The 23,902-nt window shown below is 46.4% G+C and carries 20 protein-coding genes; 3 read left to right on the forward strand and 17 right to left on the reverse strand.

Annotation, left to right across the window (positions count from 1 at the left end):
• Positions 1–111: 111 nt before the first annotated feature.
• Entirely contained in the window at positions 112–975 is an 864-nt protein-coding gene (locus tag ACLTOH_RS06345; protein WP_118503501.1) for an aldo/keto reductase, read from the reverse strand.
• Between the two features lie 321 nt (positions 976–1,296).
• Between ACLTOH_RS06345 and ACLTOH_RS06350 the strand changes: the two genes are divergently transcribed.
• Positions 1,297–2,775, forward strand: a complete 1,479-nt coding sequence (locus tag ACLTOH_RS06350) for an alanine/glycine:cation symporter family protein (RefSeq protein ID WP_412223655.1) — start codon at positions 1,297–1,299, stop codon at positions 2,773–2,775.
• Between the two features lie 12 nt (positions 2,776–2,787).
• On the opposite strand, the gene ACLTOH_RS06355 is transcribed toward ACLTOH_RS06350, so the two are convergent.
• From ACLTOH_RS06355 to ACLTOH_RS06400, 10 genes are all read right to left on the reverse strand, one after another.
• On the reverse strand, positions 2,788–4,149 hold the full coding sequence (locus ACLTOH_RS06355; RefSeq protein ID WP_412223656.1) for an MATE family efflux transporter: 1,362 nt from the start codon (positions 4,147–4,149) through the stop codon (positions 2,788–2,790).
• Between the two features lie 130 nt (positions 4,150–4,279).
• Positions 4,280–6,016: an ABC transporter ATP-binding protein gene (locus ACLTOH_RS06360; RefSeq protein WP_118730860.1), complete on the reverse strand. Its 1,737-nt coding sequence runs from the start codon at positions 6,014–6,016 to the stop codon at positions 4,280–4,282.
• A gap of 1 nt (position 6,017) precedes the next feature.
• Positions 6,018–7,793, reverse strand: a complete 1,776-nt coding sequence (locus ACLTOH_RS06365; protein ID WP_118730861.1) for an ABC transporter ATP-binding protein — start codon at positions 7,791–7,793, stop codon at positions 6,018–6,020.
• Between the two features lie 236 nt (positions 7,794–8,029).
• Complete coding sequence (locus ACLTOH_RS06370) at positions 8,030–8,647, reverse strand: TetR/AcrR family transcriptional regulator (RefSeq protein WP_172594789.1); 618 nt, start codon at positions 8,645–8,647, stop codon at positions 8,030–8,032.
• 84 nt (positions 8,648–8,731) lie between these two features.
• A complete protein-coding gene (gene ptsP, locus ACLTOH_RS06375) occupies positions 8,732–10,393 on the reverse strand; it encodes a phosphoenolpyruvate--protein phosphotransferase (RefSeq protein ID WP_412223658.1) in 1,662 nt (553 codons plus the stop codon).
• A gap of 15 nt (positions 10,394–10,408) precedes the next feature.
• Positions 10,409–10,675 carry an HPr family phosphocarrier protein gene (locus tag ACLTOH_RS06380; protein WP_118537800.1) on the reverse strand — a complete coding sequence of 89 codons (267 nt, stop codon included), beginning with the start codon at positions 10,673–10,675 and terminating at the stop codon, positions 10,409–10,411.
• Positions 10,672–12,174 (reverse strand): 6-phospho-beta-glucosidase, encoded by a 1,503-nt coding sequence (ascB, locus tag ACLTOH_RS06385; RefSeq protein WP_118730864.1) that lies wholly within the window; start codon positions 12,172–12,174, stop codon positions 10,672–10,674. Before ascB ends, ACLTOH_RS06380 begins: the two co-directional genes overlap by 4 nt.
• Positions 12,174–13,466 (reverse strand): PTS sugar transporter subunit IIC, encoded by a 1,293-nt coding sequence (locus ACLTOH_RS06390; RefSeq protein ID WP_118537802.1) that lies wholly within the window; start codon positions 13,464–13,466, stop codon positions 12,174–12,176. The genes ascB and ACLTOH_RS06390 overlap by 1 nt, the downstream gene beginning before the upstream one ends.
• 49 nt (positions 13,467–13,515) lie before the next feature.
• Positions 13,516–13,815: a PTS sugar transporter subunit IIB gene (locus tag ACLTOH_RS06395; RefSeq protein WP_118537803.1), complete on the reverse strand. Its 300-nt coding sequence runs from the start codon at positions 13,813–13,815 to the stop codon at positions 13,516–13,518.
• A gap of 21 nt (positions 13,816–13,836) precedes the next feature.
• Positions 13,837–14,154, reverse strand: a complete 318-nt coding sequence (locus tag ACLTOH_RS06400) for a PTS lactose/cellobiose transporter subunit IIA (protein WP_118503411.1) — start codon at positions 14,152–14,154, stop codon at positions 13,837–13,839.
• A 140-nt stretch (positions 14,155–14,294) separates the two neighbouring features.
• Between ACLTOH_RS06400 and ACLTOH_RS06405 the strand changes: the two genes are divergently transcribed.
• The gene (locus ACLTOH_RS06405) at positions 14,295–15,596 is read left to right on the forward strand and encodes a transposase (RefSeq protein ID WP_412223507.1); all 1,302 of its coding nucleotides are present in this window, start codon (positions 14,295–14,297) and stop codon (positions 15,594–15,596) included.
• Between the two features lie 141 nt (positions 15,597–15,737).
• On the opposite strand, the gene ACLTOH_RS06410 is transcribed toward ACLTOH_RS06405, so the two are convergent.
• The 5 genes from ACLTOH_RS06410 to ACLTOH_RS06430 form a co-directional block, all read right to left on the reverse strand.
• On the reverse strand, positions 15,738–18,275 hold the full coding sequence (locus ACLTOH_RS06410; RefSeq protein ID WP_172594791.1) for a PRD domain-containing protein: 2,538 nt from the start codon (positions 18,273–18,275) through the stop codon (positions 15,738–15,740).
• 284 nt (positions 18,276–18,559) lie between these two features.
• Positions 18,560–20,302: a M56 family metallopeptidase gene (locus ACLTOH_RS06415; RefSeq protein ID WP_337413998.1), complete on the reverse strand. Its 1,743-nt coding sequence runs from the start codon at positions 20,300–20,302 to the stop codon at positions 18,560–18,562.
• On the reverse strand, positions 20,299–20,667 hold the full coding sequence (locus ACLTOH_RS06420) for a BlaI/MecI/CopY family transcriptional regulator (RefSeq protein WP_117465546.1): 369 nt from the start codon (positions 20,665–20,667) through the stop codon (positions 20,299–20,301). Before ACLTOH_RS06420 ends, ACLTOH_RS06415 begins: the two co-directional genes overlap by 4 nt.
• A 137-nt stretch (positions 20,668–20,804) precedes the next feature.
• Complete coding sequence (locus ACLTOH_RS06425; RefSeq protein ID WP_412223661.1) at positions 20,805–21,803, reverse strand: hypothetical protein; 999 nt, start codon at positions 21,801–21,803, stop codon at positions 20,805–20,807.
• The gene (locus ACLTOH_RS06430) at positions 21,800–22,333 is read right to left on the reverse strand and encodes an RNA polymerase sigma factor (RefSeq protein WP_022154633.1); all 534 of its coding nucleotides are present in this window, start codon (positions 22,331–22,333) and stop codon (positions 21,800–21,802) included. Before ACLTOH_RS06430 ends, ACLTOH_RS06425 begins: the two co-directional genes overlap by 4 nt.
• Before the next feature lie 359 nt (positions 22,334–22,692).
• Here ACLTOH_RS06430 and ACLTOH_RS06435 point away from each other — a divergent pair, with 359 nt between their 5' ends.
• Positions 22,693–22,785 (forward strand): putative holin-like toxin, encoded by a 93-nt coding sequence (locus tag ACLTOH_RS06435; RefSeq protein ID WP_227061454.1) that lies wholly within the window; start codon positions 22,693–22,695, stop codon positions 22,783–22,785.
• Between the two features lie 157 nt (positions 22,786–22,942).
• Here the strand turns inward: ACLTOH_RS06435 and ACLTOH_RS06440 are convergent, their stop codons facing one another.
• Entirely contained in the window at positions 22,943–23,743 is an 801-nt protein-coding gene (locus ACLTOH_RS06440; protein ID WP_118503401.1) for an SDR family NAD(P)-dependent oxidoreductase, read from the reverse strand.
• Positions 23,744–23,902: the final 159 nt, after the last annotated feature.

Below are 23,902 nucleotides of genomic sequence, written 5' to 3' on the forward strand. Positions count from 1 at the left end.
TTGGCAGTCCATTATTAAGTTTTTTATTATGTTCCCTTTGTACACCGTTGCAAGCGTTGTATAATAATCATCTACTCCATTCTTAAAACACTATTCGGATTCCTGTTATCATTACATCTTTCCGCTATATACAGGGAATCCACTGCTTGCTCCATAACTTTCAATCTTCTTGAAGTTCTTTAATACTTCCATATCCTGCGCACTGATTTCAAAATCAACCTCAGCATTTGTCTTCATATGCTCAGGATTAGCTGTCTTTGGAAGAGAAATTGCACCAAGCTGCAATGTATAGCGGATGCAAAGCTGTGGTACCGTTACTCCATACTTTTCTGCCATAGCTTTGATCTCTGGCTGATTTAAAATCTCACCGTGGGCGATGGGGGAATATGCCTCTACGGCAATCCCATTCTTCTGGCAGTACTCCATCAGTTCTAACGGTGTATTGCTGATGTGCAGCAGGATCTGGTTCACCATAGGCTTAATCTCTGCTGTCTGAAGCAGACTCTCGATGTCACCGATCTGGAAGTTGGAGATACCGATGACCTTTAATTTACCCGCTTTGTAAGCATCTTCCAGAGCTCTCCATGCGGCTCTGTTTCCCTCCACATAACGATCCTCACTCCGATTTACCTCAACCCAGGGCTGGGGAGAATGAATGATCATCATATCCAGATAGTCCAGTCCCATTTTGCTCAGTGTCTCATCAATACTCTTTGCAGCAGATTCGTAGGTCTTGTGCTCTGCTGCAACTTTTGATACAACAAAAAGTTCCTCTCTGGGTACACCGCAGGTACGGATACCTTCCCCGATACCGCGCTCATTGCCATAAGCCTGGGCGGTATCAATATGTCTGTAACCAAGTTTTACCGCTGCCTTCACGGCATCTGCCGCCTTGTCATCATCAATGAACCATGTTCCCAGTCCCAGCTGTGGAATCTTCACACCATTATTTAAAGTTAATTCATTCTGATACATTTCTTCTGCTCCTTCCATAATCTTTCTATTTGACGATCTTGCTCATTCTGCCCGAAATCTTGCATATGTCCTGTCTGCATAATAATGTTTCATTTCGGACAATTTTATCATAATACCTGGAGCTAACTTTAGGTCAATACTTTTTTGCTACGTCGGTAATATTTGTTCCTGCATAGTCATAAATTTTTAATTGCATCACAGAAAATGGTATGTTATACTATGAAAAATAAATCGAAACAAAAATCAGGTAGCAATGTCAGCGTGGACATCTTCGGATGTCTGCGCTTTTTCTTTTACCTGAAAACAGAGAGGAGAATGTATATGGTAGAGTTCATTACGAATGTGAACAGTGCCGTCAATGGATTCGTATGGGGTGTCCCCATGCTGGTACTGCTGGTAGGTACCGGTATCCTGATGACGATCCTGACGAAATTTTTCCAGTTATCCCATCTGGGACACTGGTTCAAAAACACGGTGGGCGGCATCTTTCACGACAAGCATGTAACGAAACATACGGAGGCCGGAGATCAGTCCATTTCCCAGTTCCAGTCGCTGTGCACCGCACTGGCTGCCACCATCGGCACCGGTAATATCGTCGGTGTGGCAAGTGCCCTGGTGGCCGGCGGTCCCGGTGCCATCTTCTGGATGTGGGTCGTGGCTTTCTTTGGCATGATGACCAACTACTCGGAAAATGTTCTGGGTATCTACTACCGCCGCCGGAACTCCAAAGGGGAATGGAGTGGAGGTGCCATGTACTACTTAAAGGACGGTCTCGGCTCCTATAAGGGCTGCAAACAGATCGGTGCCGTACTGGCTGTGCTCTTCTCTGCTTTCTGTCTGTTAGCCTCCTTTGGTATCGGTAACATGAGTCAGGTCAATTCCATTGCAGCCAACATGACTTCCGCCTTCTCCATTCCCGCTACGGTAACCGGCATCGTACTGGTGATCATCGGTGCGCTGGTCATTGTCGGCGGATTAAAAAGAATCGCAGCTGTCACCGAGAAGCTGGTTCCTTTCATGGCGATTGCCTATGTCATCGGTGCTTTGATAATCTTTTTTGCGAATATCAGCCACGTGGGTGCCGTATTTACCGCTATTTTCAAAGGAGCATTCGGTCTCCGCGCCGTGGGCGGCGGTATCGTAGGCTCCGGAGTGAAGCTGGCTCTGACCTGGGGCATGAAGCGTGGTGTATTCTCTAACGAAGCCGGTCTTGGTTCCTCCGTTATGGTACATTCCAGTTCCAATGTAAAAGAACCCGTGCGTCAGGGGATGTGGGGCATCTTCGAGGTATTCGCTGACACTATGGTCGTATGTACACTGACGGCTTTCGCAGTTCTGTCCTCCGGACTGATCGATCTGGACACCGGTGCCGTATTGGTGGATGTGTCCGGTTCCGCTCTGGTAGGTCAGGCTTTTGCTACCGTATTCGGCAGCTTCGGCCCTGCCTTCATCGCCATTGCGATCCTGCTGTTTGCATTCTCTACCGTACTGGGCTGGAGCCACTACGGCTCCAAGGCATGTGAATATTTATTCGGTACGAAATCCACCATTGTCTACAAGGTAGTGTTCGTACTGATGATCTTCATCGGCTGCACCATGAACCTTGGTCTGGCCTGGGATCTGTCCGACACCTTCAACGGATTGATGGCGATTCCCAACCTGATCGGTGTCATAGCCCTGTCTCCCGTAGTAATGAAGATCACGCAAAATTACGTGGCACGTATCATTAAAAAAGAAGACGTAAAGCCCATGTTATCTGTCTTCCCAGAGATTCAGGAAGAACAGGAAAAGGCCATGTAATTTAACTTAGAATCATACTTCTTCTCTGGTAATATTCTTCGCCCATTTACCCTCTCGGTAATGCTTAATGACCCAGGGCCATTTGACGAATTCATCGGTGCATAACAGGAAATAGACCCACAGCACCGGGAGTTTCAGTACAAATGCGGCGAAGAATCCCAGAGGGATCGCATAGCACCACATATCGATCGTATCGCAGATCAGTCCGAACTTCGTATCACCGCCGGCACGGAATACTCCGGCGATCAGCGCCGTATTCACGGCAGCGCCCATAATATAATAAGTATTGATAAGCAGCATGTATTTCAGATAATGCATGGCTGTGTCATTCAATGTAGCAAACCGTAACACAAAGGGTGTAATTGCCAGTATGATCAGGCCGCCTATAGCTCCGGCGATTACCGTCATCTTCAACATCCGGGAAGCGTAACTCTTCGACTTCTCCAGATCGCCTTGTCCCATAATATTTCCCAGCAATATACCACCTGCACTGGCAATGGCAAAACAGAATACCGTGCCGATATTGCGCACTACGACGACCAGTGAATTAGCAACCACCGCATCTGTTCCCAGATGCCCCAGGATCACGGAATACATGGAAAACGCCACACTCCAGGACACATCATTGCAAAGTGCGGGCAGAGACAGACGCATGAAATCTTGTGTCAGCACCTTACTGTGAACGAGCAGGTACTTCGGATGCAGTTTTACATTTTTGCTCAAGGAAGATACAATGACGCATGCCACCAGTTCCACCAGTCGGGACAGGGCTGTGGCAATGGCGACACCGGTAGCTCCCAGCTTTGGCATGCCGAACAGTCCGAAGATAAATGTGGCATTCAGAATGACATTCAATACGAAAGCCAGCATATTCAACGCCATACTGACCGTCACACGACCTACGCTTCGCAGAATGGCTAGATATACTTCCGTGATGCCCCAGCACAGGTATGTGATGCCCATGATCCGCAGATAAGAGGCGCCGATAGTGATCAGCTCCTGATCAGGGGTAAAGAGAAGCATCATCTTCTGCGGGAGGAAAAATGCAATCAGCGCAACTATACCTGAAATTGCCATAGAGAAACGAAGTGTGATTCCTTCTACAGTATGAATTGCTTCCAGGTTCCCCTTTCCATAATATTGGGCGCACAAGAGAGTGGCTCCCGTCCCCAGTCCGTAATATACCATAAACAGGACATTCGAAAAATTTGACGCCAGGGATACTGCGGATATTGCGGACTGTCCCACATAGTTTAGCATAATAACATCCGCGGAATTCACTGCTGCACTGAGCAGATTCTGTATGATGATCGGAAGCGTCAGTTTGAACATCTGCCGGTAAAAATCGTCTTTTTTCATTGCTGCTAATTTCATGGTATTCCTCTCCATTGGTTCCTATTTTGCCGTTGGATTGTATTATATGTCGTTCTCGGAAAATACGCAATATCATAAGAGCGATCTGCCGGTAAACAAGCGGACCGCTCCTTTTAAAAAGGCTGTTTGATTATAATGTCCAGCCGGCAGCCTCCATCTGAGTGGCTTTCATATGCCGGTAAATGCCGTCTTTTGCTTCCAGTTCGGCAGGCGTTCCCTGCTCTGCCACCACGCCATCCTTCAATACAACAATCTTGTCTGCGTCCGCCACGGTACGCATGCGGTGCGCAATGATCATAACGGTCTTATTGCGGATCAGCCTGGAAAGGGATTCCTGAATCAGTGTCTCGTTATCTACATCCAGAGAAGCGGTTGCCTCATCCATGAGGATGATGGGAGCATCCTTTAAAAAGGCTCTGGCAATGGAGATCCGCTGTCTCTCACCGCCGGACAGTTCCGAACCGTTCTCACCGATCATGGTCTGCCAGCCGTTCGGAAGTTTCTCCGCGAACTCATCGCAATGCGCCAGTTTTGCCGCAGCCAGCACTTCTTCATCCGTAGCATTCTGCCTGCCGATACGGATATTTTCCATCACCGTATTATTGAACAGTGTCACATCCTGGAATACGATAGCGTACAGAGACATCAGTGTCTCCGGATCGATGGTGGAGATGTCCATGCCACCCACGGTGATCTTACCTTTATGGATATCCCAGAACCGGGAAGCCAGTCTGGACACGGTGGTCTTACCGCCGCCGGAAGGTCCGATCAATGCGGTCACTTCGCCTTGTTTTGCCGTGAAAGTGACATCGCGAAGTACGGTATCCTGACTGTCATAGGAGAATCCCACATGGGAAAATTCGATGTCATACCCCTTAGGATCCATGGTGCTGGCACCGGTCTGGATCTCATGGGACAGGATCTCGTCGAGACGGTCACACTGCACACTGGTACTGATAATAGCTGCCAGATTCTGCAGTGCCACCTGCAGGGGATCATACATTCTGGATACCAACAGGAGGAATACGAAGAAGGTCAGGATGTCGATCTCTCCCTTTACTAACAACACACCGCCGGTCAATGCCACGGTAGCGATGCCAAGCTTTAAGATCATCTGGGCACCGCCTACAAAGACTGCCGTACCAAGCTCCGTCACCAGTGCATGTTTTTCCACGGCACGGATCTTGCCCTCTAAGCCTTCCATGTACTCAGCCTGGGCATTGTTGGCCCGAAGGTCACGTACGGTCTCCAGGCATTCCTGAATGCCGTCAGCACAGTCCATTTTTAATTTCATCTGCTTCTTACTTAAGCTCTTCTGTACCCTGCCGGAACATCCCACAATGAGGAAAGACACAGGCAGTACCCACAGTGCTGCGATTGCCATTCTCCAGTTCATGAAAAAGGTACCCACAGCGATCAGTGTGGTGGAGATACAGGAACCAACCAGTTCCGGAATGAAATGGGAGGATGCAGTCTCCATGGTGGCACAGTCCGCCATAATGGTACTTGTCAGATCGGACAGATCTTTTTTTCCGAAGAAGGATAACGGGATCTTACGCAGCTGCTCTGCCAGAGCAATTCTGCGCACACCGCTCTCCACATAAGTTGCCAGGAACGTGGCACGATACTGCACCAACGTTGTCAGCGCGATCAGAAGAAGACAGAGTACGCAGCCCACAATGTAGAAAACACCTCTGCCTGCCATGGTGCCCTGTAAATAATCTCTTACCAGAAAATACAGCATCCATACCGGGAACATCAACACCAGATCGGAACATGTTACGGATACAAATGCCTTTATCATATCCTTCGCACCTTTTTCGGAAAGCGCGTATTTATGCTGCAATTTTGCCTGTAAGCTACTCATTCTATTTCTCCCCCTTTCCTACTTTCCAGCTGACGGATTTATTGTACTCTTCCCACATATGGGCATACAGTCCGTTTTGTCCCAGCAATATTTCATGGTTTCCCTGTTCCACAATTCCGCCATCCTTCAACACACAGATGCGGTCGGCATCCACAACCGAGGACAATCTGTGTGCGATCATGATCACGGTCTTGCCTGCGGAAAGCTTCGTAAATGCCTGCCGTACCTTCGCCTCATTATCCGGATCAGCAAAAGCGGTAGCTTCATCCAGGATCAGGATCGGTGCATTTTTTAACATCGCTCTCGCAACGGACAGGCGCTGTGCCTCACCTCCGGATACATAAGTACCCTGGCTTCCGATGACGGTATCCACACCGTCCGGCAGCTTTGCAATAATGTCCTCACACTGGGCATTTTTCAGAGCTTCCATGACTTCTTCTCTGGTGGCATCCTTTTTGCCCATGCGGACATTATCGTAAATGGACATCTTAAGCAATTTGCTGTCCTGAAATACGAAGGACACCATATTCATCAACTGTGCGGAAGGAATATCCTTCACATCCACGCCGCCGATGCATACCTTACCTTCTGTGGTATCATAGAAACGGGCAATGAGACTTGCCAGCGTGGTCTTACCGCCGCCGGAGGGACCGACAAATGCCACATGCTCTCCTTCTTTGATATCGAGATTGATCTGATGCAGAGCATCTCTTCCCGCATTTTCATAGCGGAAGGATACATTTTGTAACGCAATGGAATGATCCTTGATGTTCTGCTCTTTTTCTGCTTCCGGCAGAGGATTACGGCTTAAGATACCATCAGTTCTTTTCAGAGCATCCTCCACGATCATCTGATTCTCTCCGCCGTACATGATCTTGCCTAATGTAACGGTCAGTACCGGAGTGATAATGATGTAGAACAGAAGGTTGATCAGCACCTCAGGATCCCCGCCTGCTCCACCGAACCAATATGCGGCACCGATCAGAACGGCGAAGATCGCATTGATCAGTGTGGTAAAGCCTACCATGGGCCACATCAGTTCTTTGGTATAAGCGATGGTCCATTTTTCATATTTTTTAATAGAGGTCTGGAAACGCTTGAAAGAAAATACCGACTGTCCGAAGGTCTTCACTACCGGAATACCGCGGACATATTCCACTGCTTCACTGGACATCTCCTCTAACGCATTCTGGTATTCTGTCATTTTATCTTTCATGCGCTGTCCGGTCATGGCACCCATAATGAGGAACGCAAGGACGACGGGCACGAGACTTAACAGCCCCAGTTTCCAGTCAAATGCCACCAGCAATACCAACAATCCCACAGGCGTTGCCATTGCCCCTGCCTTATCCGGCATCTGGTGTGCCAGATAAGTCTCGGTGGCTGCGGTGGATTCGTTGACGATCTTACGGATCTTACCGCTGCCCTCACTGTCCATGAATCCCATGGGCAGCGTCAGAATATGACGCATCAGTGTGCTTCGCATATTCGCCTGCACGTGAAAGGCTGCAATGTGGGAGCACAACAGTGCGCAGATATAAATGATCATGGAAAGCAGTGCAAATCCCACGGCACTCCATCCAAGCCCCGACAGATTCTGCGCCTTGCTGTAATCCGGCGCTGCCAGTACAACCTCCTGCATGATCCGCCAGATATCATAAAACGGCAGTAATGCAATCAGTGCACTGACCGCGGACAGAATCCATGACGCAATGGTCAGGTACTTGTAGTTGCCCGCATGAGCGAACAGCTTCTGCATAGAGCTTTCTTTTTTCATGTGATCTTTCCCTCTTTCCCTTTGATTTAAATTAATTTTTTGGATTTAATGTAACTCTTTAATTTCTAGAATTTCTTTTCATTTTGCCCTGCTTTTCATCATTTCTCTTTTCCGGACATTTGAGGCTCTATTGTCTTTCCTATCTAACACCGCTTATTGGTAATTAGTTTCAACTAACCGTCGGTTTTTAAGATAGACTGCTACCGTAATCTTCCATAGCAGTCTTATCTTATGCTTCACCCCAGCTTGATGATGGCTCCCCATCCGCCGTAGTGATACTTCTCCAGCATATGCAGATATTTTCTGGCAGTATCCCTGTCCATGCGGTGTCTGACGACTTCGAACATACTGTCAAACATGGCTCTCGACATGATATGTAGGAACTCCTCGGTGATCATGCTGCCTTCCTGTAGGAATTGTGTGGCTTCCATATACTTGTAGGTATACTCCGTCTCAATGTCCACCAGATGTTCCACGAAATCCTGATACTTGGTACCGTAAGAGGCATCCAGCAGTAACCGGAAATCATCGAACCGATCATAGACATAGTCAAGCATTTCATCCATACCGCCTACCACATAATCCTCCATTACCTTCGGCTGTTCCTCTGCCTCTCTGGCATGAAACGCCTCCTGGGTCTTAAGGAATATCTGCGTCAGCCCTTCCGCCGCCGGTTCCACAATCGCACAAAACAATCCTTCCTTGTCCCCGAACCGGGAATAGATGGATCCGGTAGTAGTGTCTGCCTTGGCTGCGATCGTACGAAGCGACGCTTCGGAATAGCCCTTCTCCAGGAATTCTTCTCTGGCACAGACGAGAATTCTCTCTGAAACTCCTTCGATTGGTTTTGTCACTTTTTCCTCCAAAAAAATATTCATAACAGTGTTATATAACACTGTTATGAATATAAACACATTTCATTTTTTTGTCAAGAGGGATCATAGTTTTTTCTCTGCCAAAGCTGTCAGCTCCTGTAATGTACATTCAGCCAGTTTTGCCTTTACACCGGCGATATTTCCACTGCTCATAGACAGCTTTCTCGCTCCCAGTCCCACCAGCAATCGGGCGGTCTCCGGATTTCCTGCCATTTCTCCGCAGACAGATATCTCCTTTTCCCGTTTGGAAAACTCCCGGAATACAAACCCAAGTAGCCGAAGCATTGCCGTAGAATCGCTTTTGTAATAAGCGGCCACCTCCGGATTCATCCGATCCGCAGCCGACAAATACTGCGTCAGGTCATTGGATCCTATGCTTGCAAAATCCACCTCTTCCGCCGCCAGATCTGCAATCAAGGCAATCGCGGGAATCTCTATCATAATACCGATTCGGATCTGTTCATCAAACTGCTGCTTTCTCTCTTTCAGCTGCTCTTTTGCCAGATTCAGGTACTCTTTTGCCTTGCGAATATCTTCCAGACTCCCGACCATCGGAAACATGATTTGCAGAGGTCCGTAAGCAGAAGCACGCAGTGCCGCACGCAGTTGCGTTAAAAATAACTCTTTTTCCGCAAAACAAAGCCTGATTGCTCTTTTCCCCAAAAAAGGATTGTCCTCTTTTGGCAATTCCATGTAGGGCAATGTCTTATCTCCGCCGATATCCAGTGTCCGCAAAGTAATCGGATGTCCTTTTGCCTTTTGCACAACCTGCCTATAGGCTTCAAATTGTGTTTCTTCCCCCGGAAGTTCCTTCCCTTCCATATAAAGAAATTCTGTACGGAACAAGCCGATGAAATCGTACCGGTCTGTCGGAACATCAAATTCCTGCGAGCCGATATTGATTCCTATCTTTATTTCTGTTCCGTCCTTCATAATTGCAGGTTTGTTTAAAAAATTTTTTTCTGCTTCTTTTTTGCGGAAAAAAGATGTCTGTTTTTCCCTGATATCGCAAATACATTCTTCTCCCGGTGTGACAAATATTTCTCCGGTCAAACCATCCATGGCAAGCATAGTATCTGTAGGAATTTTTTCCGTAACATTCGGAACTCCCAGAATTGCAGGAATTCCGTAACTTCTTGCCAGGATTGCGGAATGTGAATTCACTCCGCCAACCTCCGTCAGGATTCCTTTGATATGTTTTCTGTCCATGGTGGCCGTATCACTGGGTAATAGGTCATGGGCTACCAGAATTACATCTTCCGAAAACGAAGACAGCTTAGACGTTTCCTGCCCCGACAGAATCCGGAGCAGCCGGTCTCTGACATCTCTAAGATCCGCCGCGCGCTCGGCAATCAACGGATCCTCCACACCGGCCAACAATTCTGCAAATTCTGTATACACCTTACTGACCGCGCTGTCCGGATTCATGTTTTCCTCACAGATTGTCTCCCGGATCTCATCAAGGATTTCTTCATCCTGAAGTAATTCCCGATGTGCACTGAAGATTTTTGCCTTATCCGGATCCTCTTTACACATACCGTTGTACAATGTCACCAGTTCACTGTCTGCCTTTTCACAGGATTCCCTGAATTCCCGATATTTTTCCTCTTCCTGACCCTTGGGAAAAAAATCCGGAGCCTTTGTCAGTGTACCGGGAATGTAGATATAAGATTTCGCATAAGCAATTCCCTCAGATACCGGATTTCCCTGTAATCTTTCTTCCATACACATTTACCGCCTTTATTCTCCAAATCCGCTTTCCACCAAGGCTGCAAGAGACGCTGCCGCCTGCTCTTCATCTGTGCCTTCCGCAGCAATCTCTATTTTGGTTCCCTGTCCGATTCCTTCCGCCAGAATCCGTACAACGGATTTTGCATTCACCGGTACTCCGTTTTCCCTGCAAATCGTAATCTTGCTTTCATATTTTTTGGCTTCCAGTACAAAATCAGAAGCCGGTCTGGCATGCAGTCCTGTCTTATTCACAATCTCAACCTGTTTTTTTGTCATAATTTATCCTCTTTTTTATTCGTGGAAAGTACGCTGGCTCCGTTCGTCCTGATGCACTCCCGATACCAGGCAAAGGAATCTTTTTTCTTTCGTTCCAAGGTTCCTTTTCCTTCATCGTCTTTGTCCACATAGATAAAGCCATAGCGTTTTTTCATTTCACCGGTGCTTGCACTGATCAAATCGATACATCCCCACGGAGTGTATCCCAGTAACTCCACACCATCATTTACTGCTTCCCACATCTGTCTGATATGTTCGCTTAAATAAGCAATCCGGTAATCATCATGAATCTGTCCGTCTTCTGTCACACGATCCACCGCTCCCAGTCCGTTCTCTACGACCATCAGCGGAATCTGATATCTGCCGTACAGTTCATTCAGGAGGTAACGTAATCCCTTAGGATCAATGATCCATCCCCATTCGCTTGCTTCCAGATAGGGATTCGGCACACCAAGCATCATATTCCCCGCCGTCTGTATCACTTTCGGATCTGCCGTGGCACAACGGGAACTGTAATAACTGAAGCTTAAGAAATCCACTTTTCCATTCTTCAATATTTCATCATCCCCGGCCTCTTTTCGGATCTGTACCCCATTTTCCCTAAAAAAGCGTTCCGCAAAATAAGGATATGCTCCTCTTACGCACACATCTCCGCACAACCAGTTGCTGCGTTCCATCTGTGCCTGTGCTTCCACTACATCTTCCGGACTACAAGTATATGGATATACACCGGCCGCAGACAGCATACATCCCACTTTATTTTCGGGATTGATCTCGTGTGCCATTTTTACTGCCTGTGCACCGGCCAGAAACTGATGATGCAATGCAGTAAATCTGCAACTCTTTTCTGCCGCGGTCTCGGGGGATCCCAGTCGTTTTCTCCCGAACAAGTCTTCTCCGTCCTCGGGTAAAATGCCCCCTGCAAGGAGCGTTCCGAAACGGCTGACCAGTGTATTCATTTCATTAAATGTCAGCCAGTAATGAACCAGATCCTGATACTCTCTGAATACCGTCTCACAATACCGCAGGAAAAATGCAATCGTCTGTCGGTTGGTCCAGCCGCCGTAATGTTCGCACAGATAATAAGGCATTTCATAATGAGACAAGGTAACTAACGGTTCTATTCCGTATTTTTTACAGGTTTCAAATACTTTCCTGTAATACGCAATCCCGGCACGATTGGGCGATATCTCATCACCTTTGGGAAAAATACGGGTCCATGCAATCGAAATCCGGAATACTTTAAATCCCATTTCCGCAAATAGTGCAATGTCCTCCTCATATCTGTGATAGAAATCTATAGCTTCGTGACTTGGATAGTTCTCCTCAGGGCGGATCTGTTCCGTGAATCGCCGCGGGGACGTTTTTGTCCCCGCAGTAATGTGATCCGCTACAGAATCTCCTTTCCCGTCCGCCTGCCAGGCACCTTCTGCCTGATTGGCTGCCACGGCACCGCCCCATAGAAATCCCGGTGGAAATATTTTCTGCTTTTCTTCCATTATTTTTCTTCCTTTGCCTGTGCTTCTTTTGCTACCAGTTCCTTTTCATATACTTTGAAGAACGGCCAATAGCATGCAAACGCTACCGCAAATGCAATCACCGGAATAAAGATATTGGTCCAGGACAAAGTCGTCAGATACTGTGCAAATCCAACCGGAAGGTTCGCCGTAATGGAAATGTAAGCCGGTTTGAAAAATCCTATCATATATCCAAAATAACAGATGATCATGGTAATTACAGGGTTCAGGATAAAGGGAATGCACATGATCGGATTATACATAATAGGATAACCGAAGATCACAGGCTCGTTAATATTAAACAGACCGGGCACGATTGCTGCCTTGCTGACTGCTTTCAGCTGTTCGGATTTCGAGAATAATCCCATCACGCAGAGCGCCAGTGTATTGCCGGTTCCGCCACAGCAATTGATAATACCGAATAACGCGATTGGCATAAATACAAGCGCCTGACCGGCCTCATGATTGGCATAGTTGGTTGCATAATACTGCATTAACGGTGCTGCGATTGCCGCATATACCGCCACTGTTCCATGTACACCCATTGTCCATAACAGACTGGCAATGATTACGATAATAATAATTCCGGGAACACTTGTCAGTGCTGCCAGCGGCATTCCCAGCAGACCGGTAATAAGTACCGGAAGCGCTGTCTGTGTCAATGCCACACAGCCATAACCCAATACCGTCCAGATAATCGCATTTACTACCAGAGGGATCAGAGAACGGAAGGTATCCTGCAGAAATTCCGGAACCGCATCCGGCATCTTGATAACCAGATGATGCTTTTCAAAAAAATGTGTCAATTGTACGCTGGTCAGCGCTACAATAATGGCTACAAACATACCCTTCGCATCAAGCGCCATGGTATCCATTCCGGTAAAAGTTCCGCCCGCTTCCCCGGCCAGATCTACTGTTTTGATCGGCGCGGCTGCAATCAAAAAGATCAGAATCGAATTCAGTCCTGCCATCAGCGCCTGCATTTTTAAAGACTTTGCATAAGAATAGGCAATGGTAAAAGCTACATACAGCGAAATAAATCCCATAGACACCTTATACGGCACCATAAGTGCACTATAGATTCCGGAACTCTGATCGATAATACCGATCGTCTGTAATATGACTGCCAGTAATTGGAATACCGCTCCCAACAATATTACACCCATTACCATCATCATACCGGAGGAAATCGCCTGTATTCCCTTATTTCCCACTACTTTTTCCCCTGCTTTTTTCACCCATTGCATGGGCTTGCTTTCATAAAAATTTGCCATACCTTTACTCCTTCCCTGTTGAAATACCTTCTTTTTACGTTTTGCAGACTTATTGATACAAGTCTTCCACCTGCTTCATAATATTGGCCACATTACCGATTGCATAATCATATGCCGGAATCACCGCAATAGGTTTTTGCGTATTTTGCTCGATCTCACCCTTTTTATAAGATACCTGCGGTCCCAACAGAATGACATCATAATTTTTGTACACATCTTCATATGCTGACATTCCCACTGCTTCGATCTTCAGAGAAATTCCCTGTTCCTCTGCATATTTTTCCATCTTACGCATCAGAATTCCGGTAGACATCCCACCTGCGCAGATCAATAATACTTTTCGTTCCATACGATTCCTCCTTGCTTTTCCCTACTTTTGATATAAAACGATCATTTCCCGGATCAAATCCAGTGCCAGTGCACTTCCCATCAGATGATCCTGCGCATGACACAATAAAATACTTACCTGCGTCACTTCTCCGGACGCATCCATTTTCAACAGTTCTCTGTGAGATTCATGTGCTGTTTGAAGACTCTCTTCTGCCTCCTTCAGAAGTTTCTCTGCGTCTTCGAAATTTCCTTTTTTCGCCTCCTGCAGTGCAGCGAAGGCATCTGATCTTGCCTGTCCGGAATTGGCTATGATCATCATCGCGATTTCTTCCAGCTTTTCCTGCATATTTTCTTCCATTTTGTAACCTCCTATTCTTAGAGCTGTAGCCATGAGCAAAACTCCACATACTCAGTATTTATGCATGTTTGCGAGGCATGGCAACCTCTTTTATCACTCCAAATTTATAGTAACAACCAGCTCCAAATGGTATAATTAAGTTGTCAAAATCAATTCACCGAGAGGAGCTGATTGTTATCTATCGTCAAGAAATTTTGAAAGACATCCGTCTTTTCACTTCACAACCAGTTGCAAAGTTTTACGATTCACTTTTTCTGAATCTCGATTTATCCTTTGTCCCTGAATTCCCTAAAACCGGACGAAAAGGCTTTTCCAATCATGCCATGATTTGTTCGTTTATCGTTATGAAATGTGAAGGCTTTTCAATGATTACGGATCTTGTTGATTATCTTAACAACAACCTTCTAATCGCCCATTACTGCGGTTTTGATATTTCTGCTCCGTTGCCTTCTTACTGGACGTTTGATCGTTTTCTAAAACAGCTTGATAACGGTGTACTTTCATCCATTATGAAATCCCAAGTTCTTTATCTTTCAAAACAAGGTATTGTTGATACATCTTTTATTGGTTTGGACTCTACTCCGATTGCTGCAAACACTTCACAGAATAATCCTAAATCTTTTCTATCCAACAAATTTAAGCCTGATAACCAGCCCAAAGCAGATACTGATTGCAAACTTGGCGTACATACTGCTTCTAACCAAACAAACGAGAAAAAGTATGAATTCTACTGGGGGTACAAAAACCACGTCCTTGTTGACTGTATTTCAGGTCTTCCCATTTATGAACTGACCACTACCGCCAATGTCCATGATTCCACTGTTGCGCTTGATATTTTGGCTGACACACATACCTTTCTGCCGATAACCGAATGTACCTTCCTTGCTGATAAAGGCTATGATGTTAAAAATATCTATAATCAGGTACAGGAACTCTACCAAGGCGAATGTATTATTCCATTAAACAAACGATCCACCAAAAATCCAAAACTTCTTCCACAGGGAAATCCTGTCTGCGATGCCGGGCTTGCCATGTGGAAGGATGGTAAATTTTCTGATAATGGACGTACACGCCAAAAATTCTGCTGCCCACTAAAATCAAGCAAAGACGCTGATTGTCCCTGCCATCACAAAAATTTTTACAACGGCAAGAAGCATCGCGGCTGTACAAAATACATCACCATTCCCGATGATTTAAGACTCTCCGTCGACAGAGACAGCAAATATTTCAAAAGTAATTACTCTCTTCGTACAGAATGTGAAAGATACAATTCACGTTTCAAAAATACAGGGCAGGAACGTATGTGGGTAAGAAATAAATCATCTGTTACCAACTTGAATACAATTGCCCATATAAGTCTGTTAGCGGTTGCTGTTGCGGCAATCACCACCGGCACAGGGCAATCCTATCGTAAGCTTAAAGCTGTAAAGCGGATCGCATAATAAAGAGCTATTCATATCTCCCCATTTGCGTAGGTTCTGGACTTACGTCAGCTTTGCTATGTCATAAATTCCCATTCTTTCCGATTTGCAAAAGCTAACTGCCAAATCCAACTGTTAAATCAATTCGTTTTGCTCATCTCTCTAGAGCTGATATATGATCGTCAGAATATTTGCTATCTCATCATCATTGATAATGACATGAAATGTCTTTTCCAACGGTTTTACTATTTTAAGCAGTTTTTTAAATTCCTTGTCATATTGAAGCAATATTGCTGCTTTTCTGGGATTTGTGGCAACTTCCTGTTTTGCAAGCAGCCTGTCAATACAACAGGAAATATGAATCAACAAGCCGGCTTCCGCATCCAAAGATAACTCCCTAAGCGCCGCATTGATTTCTTTCATAATATCCGGCAGTATTTTTCTCAGCTTTTCAATATCGGTGTGTGTCAGCTGTTCTCCCAGATATGCAAACATTGCATCATAATCTATCTTTGCTTTTGCCTCTTTTTCCAGTCGGAGCAATCTTGGAAGACTCTCTTTTCTGGCTCCGAATACTTCACTGATCGGCAGGAAGGGAATTGCAAACATTCCCGGATCATAGGTTCCCACAATGCACTGAACCACTCCCGTGGTCATCAGGTGTTTCAGGTTATCACGCAACAGTTCTTTGTCTGTAACCGACATCGGGATCACCTCTGTATCTTCCAACTGTCCATATTTTTCGATGTAACGTTTCAGTTCCTCTGCCCCGCCTTTCCCGGTGGTACAGAGCGTTACAATGTATTTTCTGTAACAGTCCAGACCATCTATACTCTCCACTGTGCTTTGCAATATCTTGTCGGGATCATTTTCTGTAAGGGTCCGCCTTGCAAGCTCAATTCCAAGTGTAGTTACCGGAACTCTGACCTGCCGGATTGGAATTTCCAGTTCATTTTCTATCTCCAGAAGCATTTCTCCCAAAAAACTACTATCATAGATGACCAGAATTCCCTTGCCCTGCTGCACTTTTTTCAGGAAATTTCTCAGTGTCCCATATACCTCTGCGGAGGCTCTCTCACTGGTAATTTCATAAGAAAAAATATTATCCAGCTTTGTCATGTTACTGACCGTCTGTGCTATGGAGGAAGCTATTCCCACACCGTAGAATGCAAATATCAATACCGGTCTTGCATTTTCCGTCTTTTCCTCATTTTGATAGCACAAAAACATTGTGAGAAGTAAGATTTCTTCCATGGACAATTCCACTGCGTATTCTGCTTTGATCTGTTCTGCAAGTTCTTCGCTTAGCAGATATTCTGCTCTGTGATATACCAGTATTTCTGCAATACTTTCTTTGTCCGGAGCACTTTTTTCTCTTTTTCCCGTAATCACTGCATTGAGATGAAGGCACAGCCCATATAGTACAGACGGAGAGAAATTACGTTTCAGCTGTTCCTTTGCCTTTTGCAAAAATGCTTCCACAATATTGATCAGCTTTTCTTCCACCAGGATTTCCAACTGTTTTTTATCCGTCACATCCTGTATCAGGGCTTTCCGATATTTATCAAAAGTCCTTTCTACCTCCATGCTCAGCAAAAGATTGATCTCTTCCTCCTCTATTCCTGTCTCCTTTAATGCTGCTGCCTTCCGGCTGATTCTGTCATATAGTGTTCCGTCTTCCGGCCTGCTGACCCGGATTTCTTTTCCGCTGAACGTGAATCTCTGTTCAAAATCGATCAACTCCTCTGCTTCTCTCCGGTACTTTAACATGCCTTTGCGCACATTATTGGAAAAATCGCTGATAAATAATGAAATATCTCCTGTTTTCCCATATTCTCTCACATAGGCATTGGCGCAGCCGATCTTGATATCTCCTTTGAGCTGATAATAATTTGCTTCACACTCATAGAAAAGCAGGCATGTCATCAAATCTCCTCTGACGATCAGCGGTCTCTGTATCCGCACAGCCTCTTTGGAAAAAAGGTGTTTTATCATTTCCATCCGTTCCCTCAGCGGCCGCTCCGACAATGTCGGTAACTGTAACTGTACTGAAAATTCTGCCAGGAACTCATCCGACAGCTGTTCTTTGTCTGTACAGCTTACCGCCACCGCATATTTTCTGGATGGTGACTGCAGATACTCCAGCACCCTTTTTCTGGCTCTCGGGCTTAAAAACTGAATATTATCGAAAAATACAAAGCCCTGCTCCGACTGTTTCCAGCTGTCATCCGACTCAGCACTGACTTCTCCGCCTGCTGCATAATCGTGGCAATCGATGTGAAGAAACGGAGCATTTTCCGGCAGAATCTTCTGTTCCACCGCAAAACGGTACATTCTTTGTGCCAAGCGGCTCTTACCGGTTCCACGGGCTCCCACCAATAACGTATTGAGACTTCGCTGTGGATAGAGTACTGCTGCCTTTGCCAGCTGAATGGTCTGCCTCAGACTTCCGTCCGCTCCGATCAAATCAGAAAAGCATTCTTCCAATGTGCTTTCTTCTCTTCCAACCTTATAGAGAACCGGTCTGCCGTTACATTTTTGTATCCTGCCTTCCTGTACCAGAAGATTCAGTATGCTGCTTACATTCGTTCGCTGTAGTTCCATGGCATCCGCTATGTATGCGGTGGATATTCCTCTGTCTGCCTTTTCATCTGCATGAAGTCTGATAAAGTCATATACCTTTTCTTTGTTTGATTTCATAGGGTGCATCTCCTTTTCAACGTTTGCATCTATGTGTATATCCAAAGAAAATTATACACTCTATACAATATGCAATCTATCATTTTCCGAATATTTCGTCAAAAGAAGTTGTGTATCTGTTTTTGTCATAAAAAATATATTTATTCATTGATTTTCATGATTTTTATTATGATTTTTTGGTACTTTTTTACAGAACCATAAAAAGAATCCGAATGAAGGATCATTCGGATTCTTTTTAGTGTATATGATTTTATTTTGTTTTTCAGAAGTGTATAAGTTTTTTGTTATGGTGTTGTGAATTCTATCGGCTGCGCATCTTTTCCATACGCATCCCATGCCTGCAGATACTCCTCCGCAGTACTTTCCACACTCTGTCCCCGGCTGTCCAGACGATAATAGGTTTCATTGCCGTTCCCGTCAAAGTTTTCTGTATTGGAACCGGTCAGTACCAGCTGTCCGGTCGCAGTATCAAGGTTGTACACTTCGATGCTGTGTCCGGAGGTCACGTAGAACCCAGACATTCCGACGCAGATCGGATATGCGGTTCCCTCACTTAGGAGCTCGCCGATCTGCACCGGTGTTCCATCCTCTCCGACGCCGTAGACATCACAGTACATGGCATAGGTATGCTCTCCGTCCTGATAAATCCCGTCCGACAATAACAACAGAGTCGTATCACCAAGCTTTACCTGCGCATACGCTGCATCTCCCTTTCCTGTTACAAAACCGGCGGTTGCACCGTCCTGCATATTCATCCATGTAGTAGTATTACCATTCTGCATTGGGATCCAGCCGGCAGGATTCTCCGCTGCCTGTTTCTCCTGCTCTGCCGCACTTGCTTCCTTCACCGCCTCTGCCCGTTCTCTCTGTTTATCCAGCGCCTCCTGCAATGCGGCGTCCGTCTCCTGTTGTGCATTGACTTCGTCTGCGCTTGCGACATTCCCGGCATCCACACCGTTTTCGCTCTTTCCGGTCTCATTCGTCAGCAGGATTGTGGTTGTCGTCCCCTGCTTTGGATTCGTCAGAAAACATACCGCTACGATCACACAGACCGCCACCGCGGCAAGCACCACCCAAAAGGTCGGCTTCTTATAATTCAATATCTCTTTCACTCTCTTTTTCACCCCAACTTCTCCAAAGGCCAACGGGCATACCGTCACCAGCCGCCTTTGCATACTACAGGAAAGCAGTGCATAGGAATAGTCTTTTCGCTCCTGAGGATTCAGCTTCTTCACCGCGCTCTCATCGCATGCCAGTTCCAGATCGTTGCAGAACAGGATGTACGCTGCCCAGACAAAAGGATTGAACCAATGAATCGCTAAGATCAGAAATCCAAGCGGCTTCCACCACTGGTCGCCCCGTTTCAGATGCGCCTGCTCATGAGCGATGACGTAAGGGTACTGCGCTTCATCCATACTGGAGGACAGATAGATCTTCGGCTTATGCAGTCCCAGGATAAAAGGAGATTTTACCTCATCACAGATCCACAGGTTCTCCCGCAGCCACATAGCTTCCGCTACCTGCCTCCGCACCCTGACGTAACTGTATACCGCATAGCCTGCAAAAAGAATCACACCTGCCAGCCAGAGAATCGAGAATGCAGATAATAGCCGTTCCGGTATTCTCCATACTCCTGCTCCAAATGCTCCGATGCCACTTCCGGTAATTCCGAAAGCTCCGCCCATGCCGGATCCGGCTGCGCCCATGCTGCCGTCTAAAGCTGCCTGGGAAATATTGTCGGAAAAATTAGTTCCGTTTTGCAGCGTATCAGCCCGGAACGCATTCCCTGCCGGACTGCCTATCATATTTCCGTACAAATAGCCCGACAATATCGGCAGCTTCGGCATCAGACTGAACCGGCTCTCCGGCACAAAAGGGCACACCAGCCGCAGTCCCACAAGCCCCCACAGCACAAGATTCACCCACTTCGGTGCCCGTTTCAGCAAGCGTCTGAGCACCATTACGACAGGGATCATCCATGCCGCGGCAATACTCATCTGTAATACACCCGAAAATATGCGGCTCATTCTTTTCCCCCTTCTGCCTCATCGATCATCCTACGGATCTTCGCAGCTTCTTCTGCGGTCAGCGCACGATCTTTCGTAAATGCGGCAAGGAACGCAGGCAATGACCCCTCAAAGGTGTCTTCCACAAACTGTCTGCTCTGCATTGCATAGAACTCATCCCTGGAGATCAGGGAAGTCACCGTTCCGTTGTCATTGCGAAACAGCCCCTTATCGCACAGTCTGCGCAGCACATTATGCGCCGTGGTGCGCTTCCAGTGAAATGCTTCCTCCGTCAGCTTCACCAGCTCCGAAGAAGACACCGGTTCGTGCTCCCAGATGATATCCGCATACCGCGCCTCGACCACACCTAACTGAATCTCTGCCATGTTGTTTCCTCCTACTACTGTTTTCCTGATGACATCAATTTTGATATTTCACGTTTACTTTTGCAAAAGTATAGAGACCACATGTTGTGGTCTAACTACAGACTACAACATGTGGTCTCTATTGTCAAGTATCTTTTCTATTGCAAATGATATGTCTGTGGCCATCCTGCCCGTTTTCCGCACTCGATCTCCCGGCCGATCCTTTCAAAGATATATTGGTTTTTGTGCTCCAGATCGATCAGCTGCAGCATTTCCTCATCCGTCAGCTCACGCTCCGGCTCATAGAACCTCGCATCACTGATGCAATAGGCAAGCTCCTGTCCATCGTATTCTTCCGGATCAGTTATGACCTTAATGGGTGACTCTGTATAGGCATTTTCCACTTCATACTTTTCCGTCCATTGCTCATAGCGGCTCTGTTCCTCTGCTGTCAGGTTACGACTGTCTGTTCCCCATACATCTACTGGTGCAGAAGCCAGTAAGGCATATAATTCATCAATCTCCGCATCCGTCATCTGTTCATATCTGTCAAAATAGGAAACCTCGGAATACTTCTGCTGCCATAGTTTTTCCCGAAGGCTGTAGTCCAGTTTATGCAGATACTCTATAATCTCCAGCCACTCTTCCTCTGTGAGCACAGTATCCGGCAGATAGATCAGACAACCGTATTCTTCTCCGGGAGTACTTCGGACTGCCACACCAGTGCCGGAATAGTTCTCGTCTTCGGCTAGTTCCCAGATCTGTCCCGCCGGATATTTGCCGTCCGCTTCGTATTCTCTTGTCAGCTGCTCATAAATGCTCCGTTCTCTCGCTGTCAACTCTCTACTGAATTCTGCTGTGACATTGCCCTGCTCCGCTACCATCTCCAAATGCCCCAACTCCTCGGTACCAATGTCTGTCATGCGCTCCGCCATGTACCTACGGTAACCAACGATTCCGACGGCAGCGGCAGAGACAGCTGTGGCGGAAAGTATTACTACCGCCAACAGGATGCCTGCTACCCGGGGAAAGCTTTTGACTCTCCTGCCTGCAGGACTCTCCTGCGCTGCCTGTTGTCTGATCTGTGCATAGGCTGCCTCCGCCCTATCCAGTACGATCTGTGGAAGTTCTATCTCTATTTCATTCATCGGTCTCATTTTCTTCCGCCTCCTTCCTCTGTCTCCGCATAATATCTCGCCAACTGCTCCCGCCCTCTGGCGAGCCTTGTGCGCACCGTACTGTCGGGCAGCTGCAGTAATTTTCCGATCTCTGCTGTCCGCAGTCCTTCCGCATAGAACAGTACTACGATCAGGCGATATTTTTCATCCAGTCCCCACAGGGCTTCCTTCCATTCCAAATTTGCCTCTGCCTCCACTGTATCCTTCGCTGCCTGTTCCGGCAGTTCTTCCACACAGATCATCCGTCTCCCTGAGCGCAGGATATCCTTGCATTTATTGATCAGAATACGGATCATCCAGGTCTTGAAATATCGGTTTTTCTGTAATGTATCTATTTTCTCCCAAACGGTGAGAATCGTCTCCTGTATGGCATCCGCAATATCCGCATCCTGCGGTAGGATTGCGCTGGCTGTCCGGTACATGTCCTTCTCATGAAGCTGCATCAGCTCCGTGAAAGCATCTGGATCCCGTTTTTTTGCCCTGCGCACCAATTGTTCTATCTCTCCCATGTGCCTCGTCCTTTCTTCCTCATAAGTATACGTCTTATGACTATTAGACGGAAGAGTCTGTGAAAATGTCCCGGGGATAAATACCAAAATCAAATCAAATTCCTACTTTAGAAAAAACTTTTCAGCCTGTTACGAGTCAAAGCTCTTTTTTTGCTACATATAGTCCGTATAATTTTCTTTTTATTCCTCTGACTACTAAATATGGTATTGTGCACTTTTTTGTTGTGGAATTATATACGAAATATTAGAATTGAAACGCCTTCACACGCATGATACACTTCTTGAGAAGCAACCGTGTTACAAGGTGGTAGCCTCCCGGCTTATAGCTTTTAATGAGAAGGGAGGTGGTGCTAATGAATATGTATGAAGTATTAAACCTGTTATTTTTAGGTGGTACATTTCTCATTGCGCTGCTTGCCTACATAGACAGTAGGATAAACAAGCGAAAATAAATAAACCTACCTTGTCACTTGGCCAGTACAGGTAGGTTTACTAAACAATTACCGGGAGGCTAACCACTTGTGGGCGGTTGCTTCTCTTTATGTCTTGATTATAATATCTTTCTTTCTTTCTTTCAAGCCTTAGTTTTAAAAATTATTTTCTCACCACTTACGGTCTCTGTCCCATAGCGCCTTCCAGTGTCAGGGTCTCACCGCTCATATACTTGAAGTCGGGAGAAGCCAGCTGTACGCAGACGCGGCCGATCTCCTTCTCCACGTCGCCGTAATGTCCCATAGGAGGCATCTTGACATTTGCCTTGAAAGCATCGGGATATGCCTGCTCGAATTTCTCCAGCTGTGCGGTCCATGCCAGAGGACATACAACGTTGACATTGATGCCATCGGGACCCCACTCGGTAGCTGCGACTCTGGTCAGTCCGCGGATACCTTCCTTGGCTGCCGCATAAGCGCACTGTCCGAAATTACCGAAGAGACCTGCTCCGGAGGCAAAGTTAATAACAGAACCCTTGGTCTCCTTCAGATAAGGATAGCAAGCCTTCATATAGTAGAATGCTGCATACAGACCGGAATATACCGCCAGATCAAACTGCTCGGTGGTATGATCTGCGATGGTTACGCCAGAAGCGGAAGCCTGCGCATTGTTGATCAGTACATCAATTCTGCCAAAAGTATCAATGGCCTGCTTCACCACATTCTGTACGATCGCTTCATTGTCCGAACCGGCGCTGACATCTGCCTGTACGGGAAGTACTTTGATCCCATACTTTTTCTCCAGTTCTTCCTTCGCGTCGGTCAGCTTCTGAACATTACGTCCGGTCAGCACCAGATTGGCACCTTCCTTTGCATAAGCGGTTGCAATACCGTAACCAATGGATCCGCACTCTCCGTTACTCAATACCGCTCTTCCTCCACCGGTGATGATTGCTGTCTTTCCTGTTAAAAATCCCATAAATAACCTCCCTTTCCAATCTGACGATCTGCTATTCTAAAATATACCATGCCTTCCGGAACATATGTCATTGATTTCTATTTATGATACAAGTCCATGTAAGCACTTACATTTATTATAGCACACTTGTCAGACTTTTCCACAACTTTTTTCACATAT

It is taken from the genome of Waltera sp. (assembly GCF_046969025.1).
GTDB classification, from domain to species: Bacteria; Bacillota; Clostridia; order Lachnospirales; family Lachnospiraceae; genus Acetatifactor; species Acetatifactor acetigignens.